The organism is Pararhizobium sp. O133, assembly GCF_051669845.1.
GTDB lineage: Bacteria > Pseudomonadota > Alphaproteobacteria > Rhizobiales > Rhizobiaceae > Pararhizobium.
In genome coordinates, this window is sequence record NZ_CP196426.1 from 1,403,093 (window position 1) to 1,421,395 (window position 18,303).

21 protein-coding genes are annotated in these 18,303 nt (G+C 61.2%); all 21 read left to right on the plus strand.

The genetic code is table 11. From position 1 onward, the window contains the following. The first annotated feature begins 3 nt into the window (after positions 1-3). The 21 genes from ACST81_RS06700 (at position 4) to ACST81_RS06800 (ending at position 18,302) form a co-directional block, all read left to right on the plus strand. A complete protein-coding gene (locus ACST81_RS06700) occupies positions 4-924 on the plus strand; it encodes a S49 family peptidase (protein WP_438752054.1) in 921 nt (306 codons plus the stop codon). 143 nt (positions 925-1,067) lie between these two features. Then, entirely contained in the window at positions 1,068-1,484 is a 417-nt protein-coding gene (locus tag ACST81_RS06705; RefSeq protein WP_438752055.1) for a hypothetical protein, read from the plus strand. Between the two features lie 28 nt (positions 1,485-1,512). Beyond that, positions 1,513-2,220: a head decoration protein gene (locus ACST81_RS06710; RefSeq protein WP_438752056.1), complete on the plus strand. Its 708-nt coding sequence runs from the start codon at positions 1,513-1,515 to the stop codon at positions 2,218-2,220. An 87-nt stretch (positions 2,221-2,307) separates the two neighbouring features. Then, entirely contained in the window at positions 2,308-3,360 is a 1,053-nt protein-coding gene (locus tag ACST81_RS06715; protein WP_438752057.1) for a major capsid protein, read from the plus strand. A 68-nt stretch (positions 3,361-3,428) separates the two neighbouring features. Then, a complete protein-coding gene (locus ACST81_RS06720; RefSeq protein ID WP_438752058.1) occupies positions 3,429-3,818 on the plus strand; it encodes a hypothetical protein in 390 nt (129 codons plus the stop codon). A 3-nt stretch (positions 3,819-3,821) separates the two neighbouring features. Continuing rightward, positions 3,822-4,520, plus strand: a complete 699-nt coding sequence (locus ACST81_RS06725) for a hypothetical protein (RefSeq protein ID WP_438752059.1) — start codon at positions 3,822-3,824, stop codon at positions 4,518-4,520. Between the two features lie 14 nt (positions 4,521-4,534). After that, positions 4,535-4,720 (plus strand): hypothetical protein, encoded by a 186-nt coding sequence (locus tag ACST81_RS06730; RefSeq protein WP_438752060.1) that lies wholly within the window; start codon positions 4,535-4,537, stop codon positions 4,718-4,720. Continuing rightward, a complete protein-coding gene (locus ACST81_RS06735) occupies positions 4,717-6,195 on the plus strand; it encodes a hypothetical protein (protein WP_438752061.1) in 1,479 nt (492 codons plus the stop codon). The genes ACST81_RS06730 and ACST81_RS06735 overlap by 4 nt, the downstream gene beginning before the upstream one ends. Before the next feature lie 40 nt (positions 6,196-6,235). After that, on the plus strand, positions 6,236-6,610 hold the full coding sequence (locus tag ACST81_RS06740; protein WP_438752062.1) for a phage tail tube protein: 375 nt from the start codon (positions 6,236-6,238) through the stop codon (positions 6,608-6,610). Positions 6,611-6,612: 2 nt separating this feature from the next. Beyond that, positions 6,613-6,933 (plus strand): hypothetical protein, encoded by a 321-nt coding sequence (locus ACST81_RS06745; protein WP_438752063.1) that lies wholly within the window; start codon positions 6,613-6,615, stop codon positions 6,931-6,933. A 181-nt stretch (positions 6,934-7,114) separates the two neighbouring features. After that, positions 7,115-8,887: a phage tail tape measure protein gene (locus tag ACST81_RS06750; protein WP_438752064.1), complete on the plus strand. Its 1,773-nt coding sequence runs from the start codon at positions 7,115-7,117 to the stop codon at positions 8,885-8,887. Positions 8,888-8,920: 33 nt separating this feature from the next. Next, complete coding sequence (locus tag ACST81_RS06755; protein WP_438752065.1) at positions 8,921-9,355, plus strand: DNA circularization N-terminal domain-containing protein; 435 nt, start codon at positions 8,921-8,923, stop codon at positions 9,353-9,355. Beyond that, complete coding sequence (locus tag ACST81_RS06760; protein ID WP_438752066.1) at positions 9,355-9,972, plus strand: hypothetical protein; 618 nt, start codon at positions 9,355-9,357, stop codon at positions 9,970-9,972. The genes ACST81_RS06755 and ACST81_RS06760 overlap by 1 nt, the downstream gene beginning before the upstream one ends. Then, positions 9,969-11,012: a phage baseplate assembly protein gene (locus tag ACST81_RS06765; RefSeq protein ID WP_438752067.1), complete on the plus strand. Its 1,044-nt coding sequence runs from the start codon at positions 9,969-9,971 to the stop codon at positions 11,010-11,012. The genes ACST81_RS06760 and ACST81_RS06765 overlap by 4 nt, the downstream gene beginning before the upstream one ends. Next, positions 11,009-11,470 carry a phage baseplate assembly protein domain-containing protein gene (locus ACST81_RS06770; protein ID WP_438752068.1) on the plus strand — a complete coding sequence of 154 codons (462 nt, stop codon included), beginning with the start codon at positions 11,009-11,011 and terminating at the stop codon, positions 11,468-11,470. Before ACST81_RS06765 ends, ACST81_RS06770 begins: the two co-directional genes overlap by 4 nt. 14 nt (positions 11,471-11,484) lie before the next feature. Further along, positions 11,485-12,021, plus strand: coding sequence for a phage GP46 family protein (locus ACST81_RS06775; RefSeq protein WP_438752069.1), 537 nt, complete (start codon positions 11,485-11,487; stop codon positions 12,019-12,021). Then, the gene (locus ACST81_RS06780) at positions 11,993-13,075 is read left to right on the plus strand and encodes a baseplate J/gp47 family protein (RefSeq protein ID WP_438752070.1); all 1,083 of its coding nucleotides are present in this window, start codon (positions 11,993-11,995) and stop codon (positions 13,073-13,075) included. The genes ACST81_RS06775 and ACST81_RS06780 overlap by 29 nt, the downstream gene beginning before the upstream one ends. Next, a complete protein-coding gene (locus tag ACST81_RS06785) occupies positions 13,065-13,847 on the plus strand; it encodes a putative phage tail protein (protein ID WP_438752071.1) in 783 nt (260 codons plus the stop codon). Before ACST81_RS06780 ends, ACST81_RS06785 begins: the two co-directional genes overlap by 11 nt. Before the next feature lie 10 nt (positions 13,848-13,857). Then, complete coding sequence (locus tag ACST81_RS06790) at positions 13,858-14,811, plus strand: hypothetical protein (protein WP_438752072.1); 954 nt, start codon at positions 13,858-13,860, stop codon at positions 14,809-14,811. Positions 14,812-14,814: 3 nt separating this feature from the next. Continuing rightward, positions 14,815-15,249 carry a hypothetical protein gene (locus ACST81_RS06795; protein ID WP_438752073.1) on the plus strand — a complete coding sequence of 145 codons (435 nt, stop codon included), beginning with the start codon at positions 14,815-14,817 and terminating at the stop codon, positions 15,247-15,249. Between the two features lie 35 nt (positions 15,250-15,284). After that, the gene (locus ACST81_RS06800) at positions 15,285-18,302 is read left to right on the plus strand and encodes a hypothetical protein (protein WP_438752074.1); all 3,018 of its coding nucleotides are present in this window, start codon (positions 15,285-15,287) and stop codon (positions 18,300-18,302) included. Position 18,303: the final 1 nt, after the last annotated feature.

An 18,303-nucleotide genomic window follows, 5' to 3' on the forward strand; every position in this document is an offset into this window, starting at 1 on the left:
GTCATGTCGTTTGCCTATGGAAATGTCGCGCAGCGCCTGTTCGACACGCCGCTGATGTATGACGAACGCAAGGCTGAAACCTTTGTGCGCGCTCTCGGCTCGCGCATTACCGGATCGACGATCCTCGTTGCCAACGGTTCCGGCGGGATCGACCATACCGCGTTCGAGAATGGCCGGCCGTCCGCAGGCAAACTCGGTGACCGCCTCAACCGTGCCTATCAGCGTTCGGATCGGTTACCGTTCGATATCATCGACAACGTCGCCATTATCCCGATCGAAGGCACACTGATCCACAAGGGTGCGTTCATAGGGTCGGAGTCCGGCGAGACGTCCTACCAGGGACTGCAGACGCAGATCGCCACTGCGATCCGCAGCCCGGCTGTCAAAGGTGTTGTCTTCGAGGTCGATTCCTACGGTGGCGAGGTCAGCGGATCCTATGAGACCGCGACGTTGATGCAGGAGCTGTCGAAAGCCAAGCCGACGATCTCGATCCTGACCGACTTTGCCTATTCGTCTGGGTATCTGCTTGCCAGCCAGGCTCGCCAGATCGTCATTCCTGAATTTGGCGGCGCCGGATCCATCGGCGTCATCATCCTGCACGCGGACTATTCCGATGCCTTGGCGCAGGAGGGCGTCAAGGTGACGATTATCCGGTCTGGCAAGTTCAAGTTCGAGGGCAATTCACTGGAGCCTTTGCCGGAGCGCGTCATTGCCAAGTGGCAGGCGCAGACTGATGCAATCCGCGACAAGTTCGCGACCTTTGTCTCGAGGGGGCGCTCGGGCCGGATCACGAAAGCCAAGGCGCTGGCCACCGAAGCGGAATGCTTCGACGCCAACGAGGCGATCGGCCTCGGACTGGTCGATGTCGTCGGCGATCCCGTCCAGGCGTTCAACGCCTTCATCAAGGAAGTGAACAGGAGCTGACCATGCGTTCGAGCCTTTTGGCGGTGATGCAGGCTGCGATGCAGCCGCTGATGAGTGAAATTCCCCCTGAAGGGAAAGAGCCGGGCGCTGAAGCGTCCAGTACCGAAGCGCCTCAACAAGGGGCATCAATACAAGAGGTTGATATGCCTGACGATCAGACCAAACCCGGCGCTACGGTCACCGCCGCCGAACACACTGCCGCTGTGGCCAAGGCCACCAGCGACGGCCACGCCGACGGTTTCAAGGCCGCCAACGAGCGCATGACGAGCATCTTCTCGGCTGAAGCCATCAAGGGCGACGGCAAGCGCATGTCCGCCGCCTTCGACCTCGCCAATGGTTCGCCAGGCATGTCGGCCGATGCGGTCGTCGCATTCGTTTCGGCGAATGTTGAAGCCGGCAAGCCGGGTGCCACGGCTCCGGCGCAGACCTATGAGCAGCAGCGGCTTGCTGCGTCATCGTTGGCGACGCCGCCGGGCGCGGGCACCAACACCGAGAAACCGAAGGGCGGACTGTCCGCCGCCGTCTCCTCCCACATCGCAACCCTGAAGCGTCCGGCCTAAACGCCGCGCCCCAACCGAGGATACATCTATGACGATGACAGTTTTGAGGGGTGCGCGGCCCGATCAGGTTTCCGACCTGGTAAAGCGCGAAGATCCGGAAATGTCGCGCGAGCGGTTCACACTGCTCGCCGGCTCGGGCGGTGTGCGGACCGTTCTTCTCGGCACACCTTTGGGCAAGTTGCTGGCGGCTGGCGTGATCACGGCTGCGCAGGCTGCGGTTGGTGGCAACACCGGCAACGGCACACTGGCGCTCGCCAATCCGGCGTTTGCCGCCGGCGCCAAGATCGGCGTCTATACCGTCACATGCACCACCGGCGGCGCCGATGGCACCTCCAAGTTTCGTGTCGAGGATCCGGAAGGTGTCGCGATCGGTACGGCGACAGGTGGTTCTGCGTTCAGCAAGGCGGTGAAGTTCACCATCAGCGGTGGTGGCACCAACTTCGTCGAGGGTGACACCTTCAATGTCACGCTCAGCCAAGCGGTCGGGGTGAACGACGGCAAGGTGGCGATCTGGGACCCGACCGCGACGGACGGACGGCAGAAGCTCTGGGGATTTTCGCTTCGGACCGTCGCTGCCGCCGATGGTGTCGATAACGATACGGACGGCCTCGCCATCCGGCGCCTCGGTGTCCTGCGTCTCGGCGCGATCCTGTGGCCGGAAGGCACGACCGATGCCCAGAAGGCCGCTGCTATCCTCGATGCCGATGAGCGGCTGAAGCTCCTCATCCGCACCTGATTTTCTTCACCCTCGACCGGTTGCTGCGGCCCGCTGATGGCGGGTCGTTGAACCCTCATGGTCAATCCACCCCGAAAGGTAAGTCCTATGCCTGAACTTCTGCTCCCCTACACGGATGTGGAACTGACCGAAGAGGTCAACCGCATCCCCAACACATTCGGACTTTTGAATGCGCTCAACGTGGCCCCGTCCGAAGCCAAGTCGTCGAAGTATGTGCGTATCGAATATCGCGACGGCGAAATATACGTTCTCGCCGCAGAACCGCGCGGTGGGCCTGGTGACGTCGGCCCGAACGACAGCGAAAACTTTATCATTCTGGAAATCCCGCACTTTCCGCATATCGATTTCATCAGCCCCGATGACTTCGATGGCGTGATGGAAGTGGTGAACGGTCAGATCACCGCCGCGTCACTCGATCGCGAAATCGCGCGCAAGCTGGCGACGATCCGGCGCAAGCATTCGATCACCCGTGAATACATCCGCCTCGGTATGCTCAAGGGCCTGATCAAGGACGGTAAAGGCCGGACGCTCTACGACCTCTACGCGGCCTTTCAGATCACCAAGAAGACCGTCGATTTCTTGCTCGGAACTGCCGGCACGGACGTCATGGCGAAATGCGAGGAAGTCCTCGATCATATCCAGACCAACATCAAGGGTGAGACGGTTGGAGGCGTCGATTCTATCGTCAGTCCAACATTCTTCAACAAGCTTGTAACCCACGCCAAGGTCGAGAAGTTCTGGCTGCAGGCACAGAACTCGGCCCTTCATACAACGATCGAACGGCAATATCTCGGCGGTAACTGGGGTCGTGTGTTCGAGTTCGGCGGCATCAACTTCCGCGAATACAAGGGCAGCTTGCCGGTGAAGAATGCTGCCGGCGTGATCACCAGCGAGAAGAACGTCGCGGACGATATGGGCTACGCCTATCCGACCGGGACGCAGAACATGATGAAGACGTTCGAAGGCCCGGTCTATCACATCAACCGGCTCAACCAGCCGATTGAAAACACGGCTGAACCGGTCTTCATCACGACTGAAGAGCTGAAACATGGCGGCGGCGTGGAGTTCAAATCGCAGTCCAACGCTCTTGCGGTCTGCAAGCAGCCGGAGTGCCAGGTCGAGCTGACCACCTCGAACTGACGTCGTCAGTCTGAATGCCAATCAATGCCGCGGCTCTGTGTCGCGGCATTCTTCCAACGGGTGTAGTGATGGACTGGGACGCCGCCGAAGCTTTGACCGAGGCCGCCTGCGCTTCGATGTTCGACACTACCGACTGTGTCCTGCAGCCGCGTAAGACCGGCGCTTCGGTCAACCATGCGGAAATCGATGATCCGGATCGATTGCCTTTTGATTTCAAAGGCACGATCGAGCTGGAACCGCCGAGCGACAGGATCGCGCGGCATCAGCCGAGTGATCCGGCAATCCGAAACGGCACTGTGTCCTATGACGCGGTCCTGACGGCTTACACGGCTGCTTGGCCCTACAAGCCCGCGCGCGGCGATTATGTGACCGCAAAGCTTTTGACGTGGAAGATCGCCGCCAACGAGCCGGACGGTTCGGCCCGCGGGGTCTATTACCTGAACCGGGCAAAGGCTTGAACGATGCTTGCAGCTGAAGCCATGCGGCTTGCCGCGATAGAGATTGTTTTGCCGACAGCGGCGGTCATGTCGAAGTCGGGTTATCCGACGTTGGCCGAAGAGCTGGTTTATGACAGTCGCGCCGCGGCGATCGAGGATCTTGACCGCACCGCACCTTACACGCCGGTGCTTGCGTTCTATACCGTCGAGAGCGGCGTCTCGCTACGTGGCGAACATGCCGCCGCTGGCGATACTGTTGCGGACGCGGTGCTTGAAATCGTCGCCGAGCTGGCCGTTGTTGCGTCAGAGGGCGGGGAAGAGTTTTCCGACGCCCTGGCTGGCGATGATCCGGACGCCCGGCTTGTCCTGGCTGCACTTTGTGCGCAGGTGCGCCGGCTGCTTGAGCGCAGCCAGCAAGGCGGGCTGTGGCGGCGGATCGTCAAACGCATCATCAAGACCGAGATGCAAACCTTTGCCGCCCCGCAGATCGGCCTGCGCTGGCATCGCGTCACGATCCGCATGCATTGCGAGATTGCCGACGACGACTTCGACATGCCGGTCGGCGGTCTACCGCAACCGATTGCCTCGCTGTTCGATGTTCTGCCGGTGCAGTCCTACGCGAGGGCTAAGCTTTCGGCGCTTGCAGCCCATTTTGCCCCTGAAAATCTTCCGGACCTTGAACAGGTTCGCGTCTCCACCGGTCCGGTGACCACCGGCCTCTGACCCCGGAGCCCATCATGTCCGACCTTTACCGGCCCAAAAAGGGCCTGCACGTCCCCATGCCTCATGGTCAGCCCGATTGGCCCGACGAGGGACGTCGCGTCAATTTCGCCAATCCTTACGAGGCCCGCCTCGTACGCGACGGCGACATCGTCAGAATTGAAAACCCCGCTGAAGGCGGAAAACAGAGGAAAAACCCATGAACAATATTCCGGGCAACCTGACCGCCCCGCTGTTCGCCTTCGACGTCCAGTCCGGTGGCCAGTTCGAAAACGAAAACCGCCTGATCCTTCTGGGGCATGGTCTCGCGGCCGGCAGTCTCGCCGCCGGCGGCATTGCACTGTGCAACAATCGCAACGACGCCCGCCTGCTAGTCGGCGGCGGCTCGATGCTGGAAACAATGTTCATCGCGGCGCGCCGCAATGCGCCGGCGCAGGAAATCTGGATCGGCCGCGTTGCCGATAGCGGCACGGCCGAAATCCGGACCGTTACCATCGGCGCCGTCCCTGCGGCCGGCGGGCAGGGCATCCTCCTGATTGCCGGCGAGGTGATCTCGGTCGAGATCGCGGCCGGTGACAGTGCCAACACGGTCGCCGCTGCCATCGCAGCCGCGATCAACGGCTATTATAACCGCTTCACCGGCATGTCTTTGCCGTTCACGGCGACTGTCGCGACCAATGTCGTGACCATCACGGCCCGGCATAAGGGCACCTATGCGACCGGCATTGACGTCTCCATCCCCGTCCTTGATGTCGTCAACGCTTTTGCCGGAGTGCTGAGCTTCGCCACCACAACGGCCGGCGCCGGTACTCCCTCGCTCGCCAACATCATCGCCGCGATGACGGATGATCCGTTTGAAATGATCGTCAGCGCGTTCGGCGACAGCACCAATCTTGGCTTGCTCGACGACTTCCTTTCGGAGGTGTCAGGCCGCTGGTCCTATGCGCAGCAGCTCTACGGGCATGCCTTTTATCCGAAGACCGACACGTCCAGTAACCTGGTGACGGCGGCGCTTGATCGCGACACCTGGCACCTGACAATGATTCCGCGCTTTTCCGCTGGCGGCTTTGCCGAGCCGGATTATGTCTGGGTCGCCGCGATGGTGGCGCGCACGGCGCCCTGGCTCGGCAGTGGGACCAATGGAGATGTGTCGCGTAATCAGACCGGACTTGTCGTCGAAGGCCTGTCGGCGCCGCGCGACCGGACCTACTGGATGGATTATCCGACGCGTGACGCGCTCCTCAAAAACGGCGTGTCGACCTGGGCGATCAATCGCAACGGCGACGTGACGATCGACAAGATCGTGACGCACCAGCAGACCACGAACGGCGCGCCGGACACGACGTTTCGCGATATCCAGCGCATCTATCAGCTGACCTATGCGCTGAAAAACTTCCGCGCCCGGCTTGCCTATGAGCATGGAAACAAGGCGCTGGCGGACAGCAATCCGTCCAACCTTGACGCGATCTCGACGCCGCGCGACATCCTCGCGACGCTCTACCACACCTATCAGAGCATGCCGGGCGTGCTGGAAAACTCGGAAAGCGCGCTGCAGGCGATGGTCGTGACGCGCGACACCGACAATCCGAACCGGGTCAACGTCGTGTTGCCGCTCGATTTCGTCAACGCGCTCGACATCTTCGCCGGCCTTGCCCGCGTCTACAGCCAGTTTCGCTAACCGGTCGCGCTAAGCGCCATTTCAACAGGGGTAAACGACCATGGGTAACAAGGATTTTGGCGGCCGGATCACGATGCGGCTGTCGACGGGCGAAGCGATCTCATTGCGTGGCACGCTCAACATGCAGACTTCGGGGCTTTCGACGGAGGCTGTCACCAACCAGGATGGCAGTGTTGACCGTACCGCGACGGTGCAGCCGCGACGCTTCGAGATCGCTTTCGCGGATCGCGGCCTTGATCACGACGCGCTCATGAAGTCACCGCGTTTCAACGTCACGTTCGACGAGGAGTTCACCGGCGTCACGCATTACTTCACCGATGCATTTGTCACCGGTGATCCGCAGACCAACCGGATGACGGGCGAGGTCACCGGTCTTACCGGTGTCGCCGAGAAATACAGCCGGAGGGATGGCTGATCATGGCGCGTTTGATCATTCCGCTCGGCCAGACCTACACGGTGCATGACAAGGTTTTCAGCGAAGTCGTGTTGCGCGAGCCATCCTACAAGGAAATCTTCATGGACGGTCTTGGCCGGCCGCAGGACTGGCAACCCACGCCTGATGGCGCGGTCGTGGTCACTTATCCCTCAGTGGTCGATGCCTATCTGCAAAAGATTGTTGTCGAGCCCGGATATGAATGCCTTAGCGGGCTGGCTGCACTCGATGCCATCAAGCTGGAAAGAGCTGTGTGCGGTTTTTTTCGGGAGCCGATGGGCTCGGAGAAACAGCCGACTGGATGATCTTTCGTCTCGGGTTCCGGTCGGATGTGGTGGAGGCGATGACGCCTAGCCAGATCGCGTATTGGTCCAACCGTTTCGTCAAATTTGCGGAAGCCAATCGATGACCAGAGAAGTCGAAGCCAGAGTGAGGATTTCCGCCGTCGACAAGACGGGGCAGGTTTTCAAAGCCCTTGCCGGGAAGATGGACCAGGTGAACCGGCGCGCCGATGCGCTTAATCGGCGCCAGTCTTTTCTTGCCCGCAACAGCGCGGCGATGTTCACCTCGATGTTGCGCTATGCGGCGCCAGCTGCTGCGGCCTATGCCGCCAAGGCGGCACTCGTCGATTTCGCTGCTGTCGAGCGGCAGATGACGCGGATTGGGATCACGGCCGACGCCAGCGCCGACGACATCAAGGCGGCGTTCGAAGGTGTGCAGCAGATCGCCAAGGACCTATCCTTCGGCGATTTCCAGCCGGCGATTTCCGCGCTCGACACGCTGGTTTCGTCCGGTCTGTCACTGAAAGAGGCGATGGCTTTCCTGCCCTCGATCCTTGCGACGACACAGGCGACGGGCGCGCAGGCGGAAGATATAGCCAATACTGCAATCAAGGCGTCCAGCGCACTGAAACTTGAAGCGAAGGAAATGCAGCGGGCCTTCGACGAGATGGTTGCTGGCGGCAAGGCGGGTCAATTTGAAATGAAGGATATGGCTTCCTTTATTCCAGAGCTTGCTAATTCATTCGCCTCACTTGGATATTCTGGACACGATGGCCTTAAAGAATTGATCGCGATCTTGCAGACGTTGCGCGAGGATACAGGATCGGCAGAGGCCGCAGCGACGCAAGCGCAGAATATCTTCGGCAAAATGTTTTCAGGCGATACCGCAGCGAAATTCAAAAAATTCGGGATCGATCTGCGCAAGGAAATGACGGCGGCAAAGGCCGCCGGCGAAGATGCCGTCTCAGCGTTTGTTCGATTGTCGCAAGAGGCGATCAAAGGTGATCTCACAAAGCTTCCGCTTTTGTTTACCGACCAGGAGTTCCGGCTCGGCATGCAGTCGTTGATGACCAGCGGCGACAGCTACAGGAAATTTATCGAAGCAGTTAATTCGACAAAGGTCGATGGCACTGTGCTTCGCGATGTTGGAACAGTTTTGACCGACACGCAGGCGAGTATCGACCGGATGTCAGCCAGCTGGGAAAAGCTGAAAACCAGCTTCGGGGGTGCCATTGCCAAGCCGGCCGGTTCGGCCATGGACGGGATGTCTAAGGATCTCGACCGCGGCTCGGCAATTCGTAATTCCCTTGAAAAAAAGGGGATGGGTTACTGGGCACGCGAATGGTGGATGGCAAAGAATATGCCGCTCGGCGCCTATTCGAAGAGCGAGGAGGCGGACCGGCTTGCAGCCGAGGGCGGTTACAAGGATCCGGAGTGGCGAAAGAAGCATTTTCAAGGGCCGATGCCTGGCAAAGTTCCTGAATTTCCCGGCCGTAAATTACAGGGCATACCGAGCGCGAGGCCGGGCCAAAGCGCAGCACGGCGCCAATCCGTGTTTCCGGGGAAGGATGCGGACGACGTCGCACAAACGCCGCGCAAGAGCCCTGATCAGTGGCTTGGCAGCATCATGCCCTCACTCAAGATACCGAGCGCGCAGGAATGGAAGGACGCCCTTAAAATGGACGCAGGGATTTCCGGGCTGAAGCGCAGCGGCGAGGACGCGGGCCAAAGCGTCGCCAACGGTGGACGGCAGGCCAAGGAATCAATCAAGGAATCGGCAGCGTTCTTCGAGGTGGCGGGCGTCAATGTCGGCGCCTCGATCATGTCTGCTGCGGAAAAATTGAGCGCGGCGGCGCGCACGCTCAATTCGTCGATCGCCGCCAGCGTAACGGGTGGCAAGAAAGCCAATGCTGACACAGGCCGATCCATGCCGGACAGTGCCGGAAAGCCGGCGACGGGTGGCGGTGGCGGATACTAAGGGGCGATCATGCGCGATTGGACAAAGACACTGTTGCCGGCGTCGTTCCGCGGTGTGCCGTTTTATGTCGAGGTTGACGATCGCGCCGGCGGGCGCCGCCTGGCGGTGCATGAATATGCCGGTGGTGAGATCAGCCTGATCGAAGATATGGGGCGCGCCACCGAGAGCGTCGATGTTACGGCCTATGTTCTCGGCGACGTCGCGGACTTCCAGAGCCACGCATTGTTTGCTGTCTGTGGATTGCCTGGACCTGGCTTTTTGATGTTGCCGATCGATGGTGGCCGGATGATGCACTGTCAGGAATTCAGCCGGTCGCGGTTTCGCGACCGTGCCGGTTACATCGCGGTCGACCTGCATTTCGTCCCGGCCGGGATCGGCGCCGGGTCGTTTCTTTCCATCGGGGATGTCGCGGCGTCGTTCTCGAATGACATTGTCGATGCCGCGCTCGGCTTTGCGGGGATGTTCTGATGGCGGCCAATCGTACGACCGTTCTTGAATGGCTGTCTGACCGGGGCAGCGAGATCATCACCGACGCCGAAGACCTGGCCGATCTTGCTGTGCGGATCGAAGCGGCGGGTACGTTCGATGCGACCGCATTTGCTCTCGAAATGCTGCAGCTGACGCGGATGATCGGCGAAAGCGCCTCGACCGTGCTGCACTTTGAGCGGCTGCGTGTTCCCGCGGCTGTCGGCGCCGGCGATACGCAGGATGCCCTGACCGTGCTGGTGACGGTTGCGCAGGCGATCGCGGCGGGCCGCGTCGGCTGGCCGTCGCGCCCGGCGGCACGGCAAGCCAGAACCATACTGGCGACAAGTCTCGATGATGCGTTGGCGATCCTGTCGCCATTGAGCGCGACCACGTTCATCTGGCTTTCGGCACTGGCACAGATCGCCCTGCGGCTGCTTTCGGAGATTGCGGCCAACAGCGCACCGATCATCATCGTGCAGACCGGCGTCTCCCTACCGTCGACGGCCCTTGCCTATCATCTCTATGGCGACGCCAACCGTGCCGGAAGCCTGGTCGATATCGCCAGATCCGCGACGCCGATGATCATGCCGGCCCAATTCGAGGCGATATCGTCATGATGCTGGAAACAGTTTTGGCAAGCGGTTTGCCGCCGCATGAATCGATCAGCATTTCCGTCTCGGCGGAAGAGGCTGTGCGCACGGCGTCGATGGTCGTCGCCTATGTCGGTCCCGGCCTGCCGGCGATACCGGGCCAGCCGGTGAGTATAACGGCCAGCGGTACGCTGATCCTTACCGGCTACGTCCGGGATGTGAACCCGAGCCATGACGCGGAAACGCGGTCATGTTCGCTGACGATCGTGTCCCGCACCGTGGATGCGACGGAATGTTCGGTGCTGCATTCGACTGGGGAGGTCCTGGATAAGGACCTTGCTGCGATCGCACGTGAATTCGACGGTCTGGGTATCGGTGTCGAGGACGACGGTGGTCTACCGAAGGAAGTGCGTCACAAGCTCAATCCGGGGGAAAGCCTGTTTCATACCATCGAGCGACGCGCGCGGGGCCGGGGCATCCTGATCCACGACACACCGGAAGGAAAGCTGAAGTTGGCGACAAAGCCGGCCGGTACGCACAGCGGCAGCATTGTTCGCGGGCGTGGCATCATCACCGCATCATCGACCCTGACGGAAAAAGGGCGGCATTCGGCCGTGCATGTTCGGGGGCAGATGACCGAAGGCACAGCGGCGCAACAGCTGCGCGGGCAGGCGACGGCGAAGGATGCCGGGGTTTCGCGCGAGCGGCCGCTCGTCATACGCCATGAGGGCGAGGCGCTGACGGACCGGATGAAGACGCGGGCGGAATGGCAAGTCAAGCGTGGGGCGGGGTCAGCGTCAACGGCGGAAATCACCGTCTCAGGCTGGCGCGACGACGGCGGCAAGATCTGGACGGAAAACTACCTGGTGCATGTCGACGACGACTGGATCGGGGTCAACGGCATGATGATCATCAAGTCGGTGACCCTCGACCAGTCCGACGGCGGCACCACCGCCACGCTGTCGCTTGCCGATCCGCGTGCCCTTGGCGGCGAGAACCCGCGCGGGAAGACGGAAAAGGCTTACGGCGCACCGGGCGCAATCGAGGCGGAGTTCGAAGAACAATGAGCGGGACGCGGTTCGAATTTGACGGCAAAGTCACCCACAAAGCCGGACAGCAATTTGTCAACGGACGGGGACTGTTCAGTGACGGTTTCACAAGGGTTCATCGTCTTGAGCCGCACGGCTTCGCCTCCGTCCCGGTCAAGGGCGCCACCGGTTTTCTGGTGACGCCGAACGGAAATGCCGATGAAGCCTATGTCATCGGCGGCGAGAAAGCATCATTGCGGCCCGGCGATCTGCCGGCCGGGGCGTCGGCGCTGTATGACCACAATGGAAATATCATCAAGCTGATCGGCGACGGTGTGGTTATGGATTTCCAATCGCACACGGTGACGATGACTGCCGGGACATGGACCGTGACCGGCGATTTCATGATCACCGGGAACGTGTCGATCGTCGGAAATCTCGCCGTCGATGGCAATATCACCGCGACGGGCAGCAATCCCAATCATCACAGTCACTGATCCGGAGCATCGCCGTGCTGAAAATCATTCCGGTTGATGATGCCGAGGAGCCCTATCGCGCGCCCGACCTGATCTTCGACGGCATCGCCGGGGATATCACCGTCAATGCAATTGCGCACAGATCGGCGCCCGGCGACCTCAAGGCGGAACAGGGCCTGGCAACACAGGTCCTGATCTGCCTGATGACCGATCGCCGGGTCGAGGCGAGCGAGTTGCGCGACGGCGATACCAATCGCGGCTGGGTCGGGGATAGCTTCGATCTTGAAAATGGCGAGACGGATCTTGGCTCGCGGCTGTGGCTCTTGCGGCGGGGCAGGCTCTTCGAGGGCATCGAGACGGTTGCCGAAAGTTATGCCCGCGAGGCGTTGCAGCCTTTGCTTCGACAGGGCGCCGTGGTGCGGGTCGATGCGACCGCGACGGCCGATCGCAGCCAAAACCGGCTTGACCTTGCCGTCGCGCTCTACGGGCGCGAGGGCGCGCAAGTCTACAACGACACATTCGCAATTTTATGGAGGCAGATCGATGGCGTGGAACGTCCGCTCGCTGGCTGAAACATCGCAGCGCGCCCGCGGTGCGTTTCGCCAATACATGCCGGGAACCGATTCCGCGCTGAAAAACAATTTTGTTACGGTAACCGGCAAGGTGCTGGCGGCCCTGTCGCATGAATTCGAATTGCGCATGGCCTATCTGGCGCAGCAGCTCTTCCTGCAGACGGCGAGCGGCCAGTTTCTGGTGATGCATTGTGCCGATGTGGGCATCTACCGGAAGGCCGCATCTGCCGCGACCGGCAAGATCAGCGGGACGGGGGCGGCGTCGACCACCTATCCGATCGGGGTCCGGTTCATTTCCGGAAATACGATTTATCGCTCTACGGCATCTGCCAAAAGCGGCGTCGGCGGTGCGGTGACCTTCACGGTGCGATCCGATGCCAAGGGTTCGGCGGTCAACCGCGACGCCGGCGGCATCTTGGCGGTGGCTGATCCAGTGCTGTTTCCGACGCTCGATGACGAATTTACGGTTGGCGATGACGGTTTGGGCGGCGGTGCGGATATCGAGACCGATGACAGCCTGCGCATGCGCGGCCTGCAGCGCAAGCAAAACCCGCCGGGCGGCGGAACGTTGACGGATTATGAGCGCATTGCCCGCAGTGTGCCTGGCGTCATCAAGGCCTGGGCGTTTCGCGATCCGCTGGCGCCGGGATTTCTTGTTGTTTTCTTCCTGTTTACCGGTCGGGAAAATTCCATTCCGGAGGCATCGGATGTCACGGCGGTGCAGGCGGCTATCGACGCCAAGCGGTTGATCCGGGTCGACGACAGCGTTGCCCGGGCGCCAGTCGCTCGCCCGGTCAATGTGACAATCAACGGGCTGTCGTCAGACACGTCGGACACGCGGGCCGCAATCGCGGCGGGCATCCGGGCGATGTTCCTGGCGCGATGCCGGCCCGGGATACCGGGGGATACATTCAATTTGTCGAAGTCGTGGATCGCGGAAGCGGTTTCGCAGGCGGCCGGTGAAAGCCGGCACGTGCTGGTCGCCCCATCGGCGGATATCGAACTGACGGACGGGGAATTTCCCGTTCTCGGGACGGTGACTTATGGCGCGTGATCCGGCATTGCACACGGTCACGTCGATCGCATCGGCCGGGCCGCAGTCGGTCGCGATCGCGCTGCCCTATGACGGGCTGTCGGCGCCTGAAAACGATGACCTGATCACGGCCGGGCTGTCGCTATGGCCTCAGGGTCCAGCATGGGGTTCGCCGGACGGACAGGCGATCGACCTGTCCTCCAACCTGGCGCGGTTTACACGCGTCCTCTTGTCGCCGTTCGAGTGGCTTTACAGCCGTGCCTATCGCCTGGCGCTGGAGTCATCGGTCAAGGGCGTATCGGAACTGCTGCCGGAATGGGAGGCTGATTACGGCTTGCCCGACAATTGCGTGACCGATGCCACCACGGTCGCGGAGCGGATCCGCGCCCTGGAAGCCAAGGTCAATTCGCAGGCCGTGATCCATCCTTCGGATTTCATCCGGGTTGCGGCGGCTTACGGCTTCACGATCGAGATCGAGGAAGGCGCCATCTTCGAGTGTGGCTTTTCCGAAATTGGCGGTGAGCACGAGACTGGCGCCGCGTCCGAGGAAACCTACTGGGCCGTGCGGGTCGACGATCTGTCGATCGACTATTTCCGCGCCGGGCTGGGCGAATGCGGTTTCGACGAACTGTTCAATTTCGGTGAGGCGGAGCGGCTGCTCTGCATCCTGCGCCGACTGGCGCCGGCGTGGACGCTTCCCGTCCTGTGGCCGCCCCGGCCTCAGATATTCATCACCACCGAGGATGGCGACTTCCTTGGTGACCAGGACCTGACCCCGCTCACCGTTTATTGAGGACGCAACCATGCGCTATCAACCACCGTTCGGATCAACCAATCCGAACGCCCATTATGTCGACCGCAACACGGCAGGCGCCACCAGCGGCTCACGCGTGCCGGCGGCGGCTATCGAGGATCCGCAGCGCGAAATTCTCTATGTCATCACACAGGCTGGTCTGACGCCGATCGATGACGACCTGACGCAGCTCCATGAAGCCATCATGCTTTTGACCAACGTTCCGTTCGCGTCGAACTCGGAATCGATTGACGACGAGGTTGATGACAAGGCGATTTCCCCGGCACGATTGATCTATGCGCTTGGCCAACTCCGCGACTGGGCCAACAGCGCAGAGGGTCTCAACCCCGGCGTTGAAAACAAAATCATCGATCCCAGGCGACTTTGGGAAGCTCTTTCGGAAAACTTTGCCACCGACGCGGAATCGATCAACGCTGCTATCGAGGGGAAGTCTATCGATCCGTCGACTTTGGCTTATGCGCTCGGCGTCCTGCGCGACTGGGCCAATAGTGCGGAGACGGCCGATCCGGATCAGGAACACAAGGTTATCGATCCCAAGCGGCTTTGGGAGGTGCTCGGCAAGATTAAGGCGCTGGTTGCGCCGACGCCGACGGGATCGACGGAAGAGATCGATCTCGACGCGACCTATGGCCTGTTCGAAATTATCGTCGGCCAGATGTACGACACGTCGACCGGAACGCGTTGTGGCATCGACTTCTCGATCGATAACGGCAGCAGCTGGATCGAAATCTACGACGACACGTCCGGCAGTCCAGGCCAGACCGCCCAACTGCTGCTGAGCGTGCGTTACGGCAACTACAGTTGTGTCTACTTGCAGTCCGGCTCGACCGATGTTGGGGCTCAATATGGATCGACCGGCACAGTCACCAATCTCAAGGCGCGGGCGCGGTGCGGATCCGGCGGCACTCTGCGCTATTCCGAACTCCGCATCAGGAAGGCTTAGACGATGACTAGAATTGTCGAATTTCATACGCCGAAGCCGACCATCGTCCGGATCGAGGATGACGGGATCGATCTTGTGGCTTACGCCGCCGAACGGTTTCCGGGCCTGGCCTACAGCTTGCAGACGGATGAGGGTCTAGCCCAGGCGGCGCGGCTGCGCTCTGCAAAAGCCGCCTGTGGCACGCGCATCTACCGCGTCGCATCGGCGGAATGCCAAATGAACATGGCCGCCGCCGCCGCCATCATCGCGGCGACGCCGGAGGGGTCGCGCACGTCAGACGATACCGCGATGCTGACGGCCTATCGCCTGTTTCGTGGGTGGGTCGATGCTATGCGGGCGACGGTCGATCCGCTTGCAAGCGGGACCGGCTCGATCGCCGACGATAGTGCATGGCCGGTCTGCCCGGCCGAAGCGATCAATCTCACCGTCGCCTACTGATTTCCTCGCGCGCCGCGCATTTCCGGAAACGATCCATGACAGACACTGTAAAAACCAACAGCCTGGCGCTGAGCCAGCTGCTCGATTCCTTTGTCGCCAATCGCGGCGGCAATGCCGTGCGTGTGGAAAAGGACCCTCTGGCCGCGCAGCTGATCGGCTCGGGGCCGCTGGCGGTGGCGCTTTCCGCGCTGATCGCGGCGACGGGGGCGATCGTCGCCAAGGAAACGCGTGCTCAATTGTTCGCCGTCGCCGACGATTTCGACCTGGGTGATGTCGGCATGGTCCTCCTCGACGACAACGAGGATTATCGTGGGGTCTACCGTTTGCTGGGCGGCACGTGGAATAAAAAGGCCGACCTGCCGGCCGATGCCGCCAAGGCCTATGCCAGTGCAGCGGCTGATGCGGCCGCAGCTGCGGTCGAGGCGGCTGAAATCGCCGAAGATGCCAGGACCTCATCATCGGCGTCGGCGACGGCCGCCGCGAAATCCGCCGTCTCGGCGCAGGCGTCATCGACCTCTGCGGCGAAATCGTCGAAGCAGGCGCGTGCTGCGGCTGAAGCGTCGGGCGACGTGCGGTTTTTCGACAGCTATGCGCTTGCCGCTGCATCGGTCGGGTCGCTGCCTGCCAACCAGGTTGTCGAGGTCATTGTCGACGAAACGCTGGGCGGGGCGCGCGTCCGCTACCGCAAGGAAGCCGGCGTGCTCGTCTATAAATATGTCGTCCAGGGCGAAGGCGCGACCGTGCCGATATCCTATTTCGGCACGGTCGATTTCTCGGAAGGGGTCGATGCCCTCCTCGTCTCAGACCGGCGGCAGATGTCCGTGCCGGCCGGGACGGTCGAGGCCTATGCCAAGGAGCTTGACGACGGCGATCATCTTGTCATCGATCTCAATGTCTACTCCCGGCTTTTGCTGGCGGGTGCAGCGCCGGTGCTGAATTTCTATTCGCAGCCGAAATGGGTTTCTGACGTGACGTCCATCACGCGGTCCAACGCCGTCAATCTGGCGGAGACCGGGAATACCGCGAACAATAACAGCACCGATGTCCTGGCGATCGGCACGCCGCAGACCGTCAAGCGTGGCGATCTCGTCAAGATCGTCAGCGACGACGATATCGACGGCGGCAAGCACAACTCCGGCAGCCTGCGCGTGCGCAAGGGCGAGATCGCCGTCGTCGGGCTGGATAGCTCGGGATCGTCGATCTCGCTAACAGCCAAGCTCAAGGATACCTACACGACCAATGTGCGGGTCTTTGCGCTCAAGGATGCCCGCGTCGATATCATCAATGGCCGCGGCGATTTTGACGACGCTCTCACCCAGCTCAACGCTGCGCCGATTATCAAGCTGGAGGGCCTGACGCACTGCCACCTGTCCGGACTGACCACGCCGCGTTCGCTGGCGGTCGGTGTGCAACTGGTCGGATGTTATGGCGCGCGCATCAGCGGTCTTGAAGGCGCCAACCATCACAACGATCCGGGCAACAATAATTTTGGCTACGGCGTCGATATCGTCGGCTGCGAACAGACGCTCGTCAGCAACATCTCGGGCAGTAACCTGCGCCACCTTGTGACGACGGACAGCTACGTCATCGCGGCCAACCAGACGGGACGCAATCTGCACCGCTACGGCAAGACGCGCGGGCTTGCCGTCAATGGTTTTGCGATCATCGGCGGGTCGAATGCTGGCGTTGACACCCACGACGAGGCGGATGGTGTGGTCTTCTCGGGCGGCACGGTCAGCAATGGCTATGCGGGTGCCAATTCCGGCGGTGCAGGCGTCCAGTTGCGCGGCCGCAATGTCCGCGCCGAGGGCGTGATCATCGACGGCTGCCAGACGGGTGTTGCCTTGCGCACGATCGAGGGTGGGTTTTTCCAAGGCGTTGTCAGGGGCGCACGCAAATATCCGCTTTCTTTTGGTCCCGGCGACAGCTCGACAGCGCAGAACTGCGAGGCGGTCGTCTCCAATAGTTTGCTGGAGGTCGTCGATTGCCTGACGCCCAATGTGATCAGTATCTCGTGCGCAAGCGGCAAGACCGCAAAGCTGACGATCGATAATACGATTATCAAGATTTCCGGCGACGGCTCGCAGATCGGTCAAATCTTCGAGATTTCCGATGCCGGCGTGGAGCTTACCTTAATCGATGTGACGCTCGATCTGACAGGCGCGACAGGGCTCAACACGATCTATCCCTTCGGCATCGCGAACGACGCGATCAAGATCAGGGGCAATATCAAAATCCTGGGCGGAGCGGCCGTGCTGGCCAACCTGCTCAAGGTTATCGGCGCGTCGGTGCGCACCTCTGATATCGAGCTTGATGTCACGGTCATCGGCACCAACAGCTTTAACCAAGGCTCGTCTGCCTTTCCGTTCGGCGCTTTGCCGACAGTCTTTACCAACACCAAGATCAAGGGTGAAATCCGCTACGGAAGCTCCGTCCGTCGATCGCGGTACACGACCCAATCGCCTGCCGCCGGCGGCGCGATCGTCATCGGCGGCCACCTCGACGATAACCTGATCATTGCGCTCACTCCTACAGGGGATTGCATCGGCTTTAGTGGTGGCCTGACAATTGACAAGACCAATGTGCGGCCGGGGCAACGGATCACGCTGTTTAATAGTACGGATTTCGTCGTGCAGGTCACCGGTCATGCTTACATGACCCTGGGTCCGCGCGCGTCCGTGACCTACCTCGTGACCGATGCGGCCACACCGCTGCTCTTTTTGGTATCCAAGAGCGGGCAGCAGGGCGTCATCACTCAGGTTGCAAACTACATCTGCGGCTCCCGCGACAACGGCGCCCAGATGGCGCTCATCAGTGCTGCCAACACAGAGACGGTCACGCTGCCGGCCGGCACCACTGTCGATATCGAGATCGACTTTTATCAGGCGGGGACGGGGTATTTTACCTTCGCGCCCGCCAGTGGCGCCACGATCCGCTCGGATGGCGGCAAGCTGAAGACCGGCGGCCAGTACACGCGCTGCCGGGCGAAATGCATTGGCAATGTCGGTGGATCAGCGGCCGAATGGCTGCTCACCGGGTCCTTGGCGGTCTAGC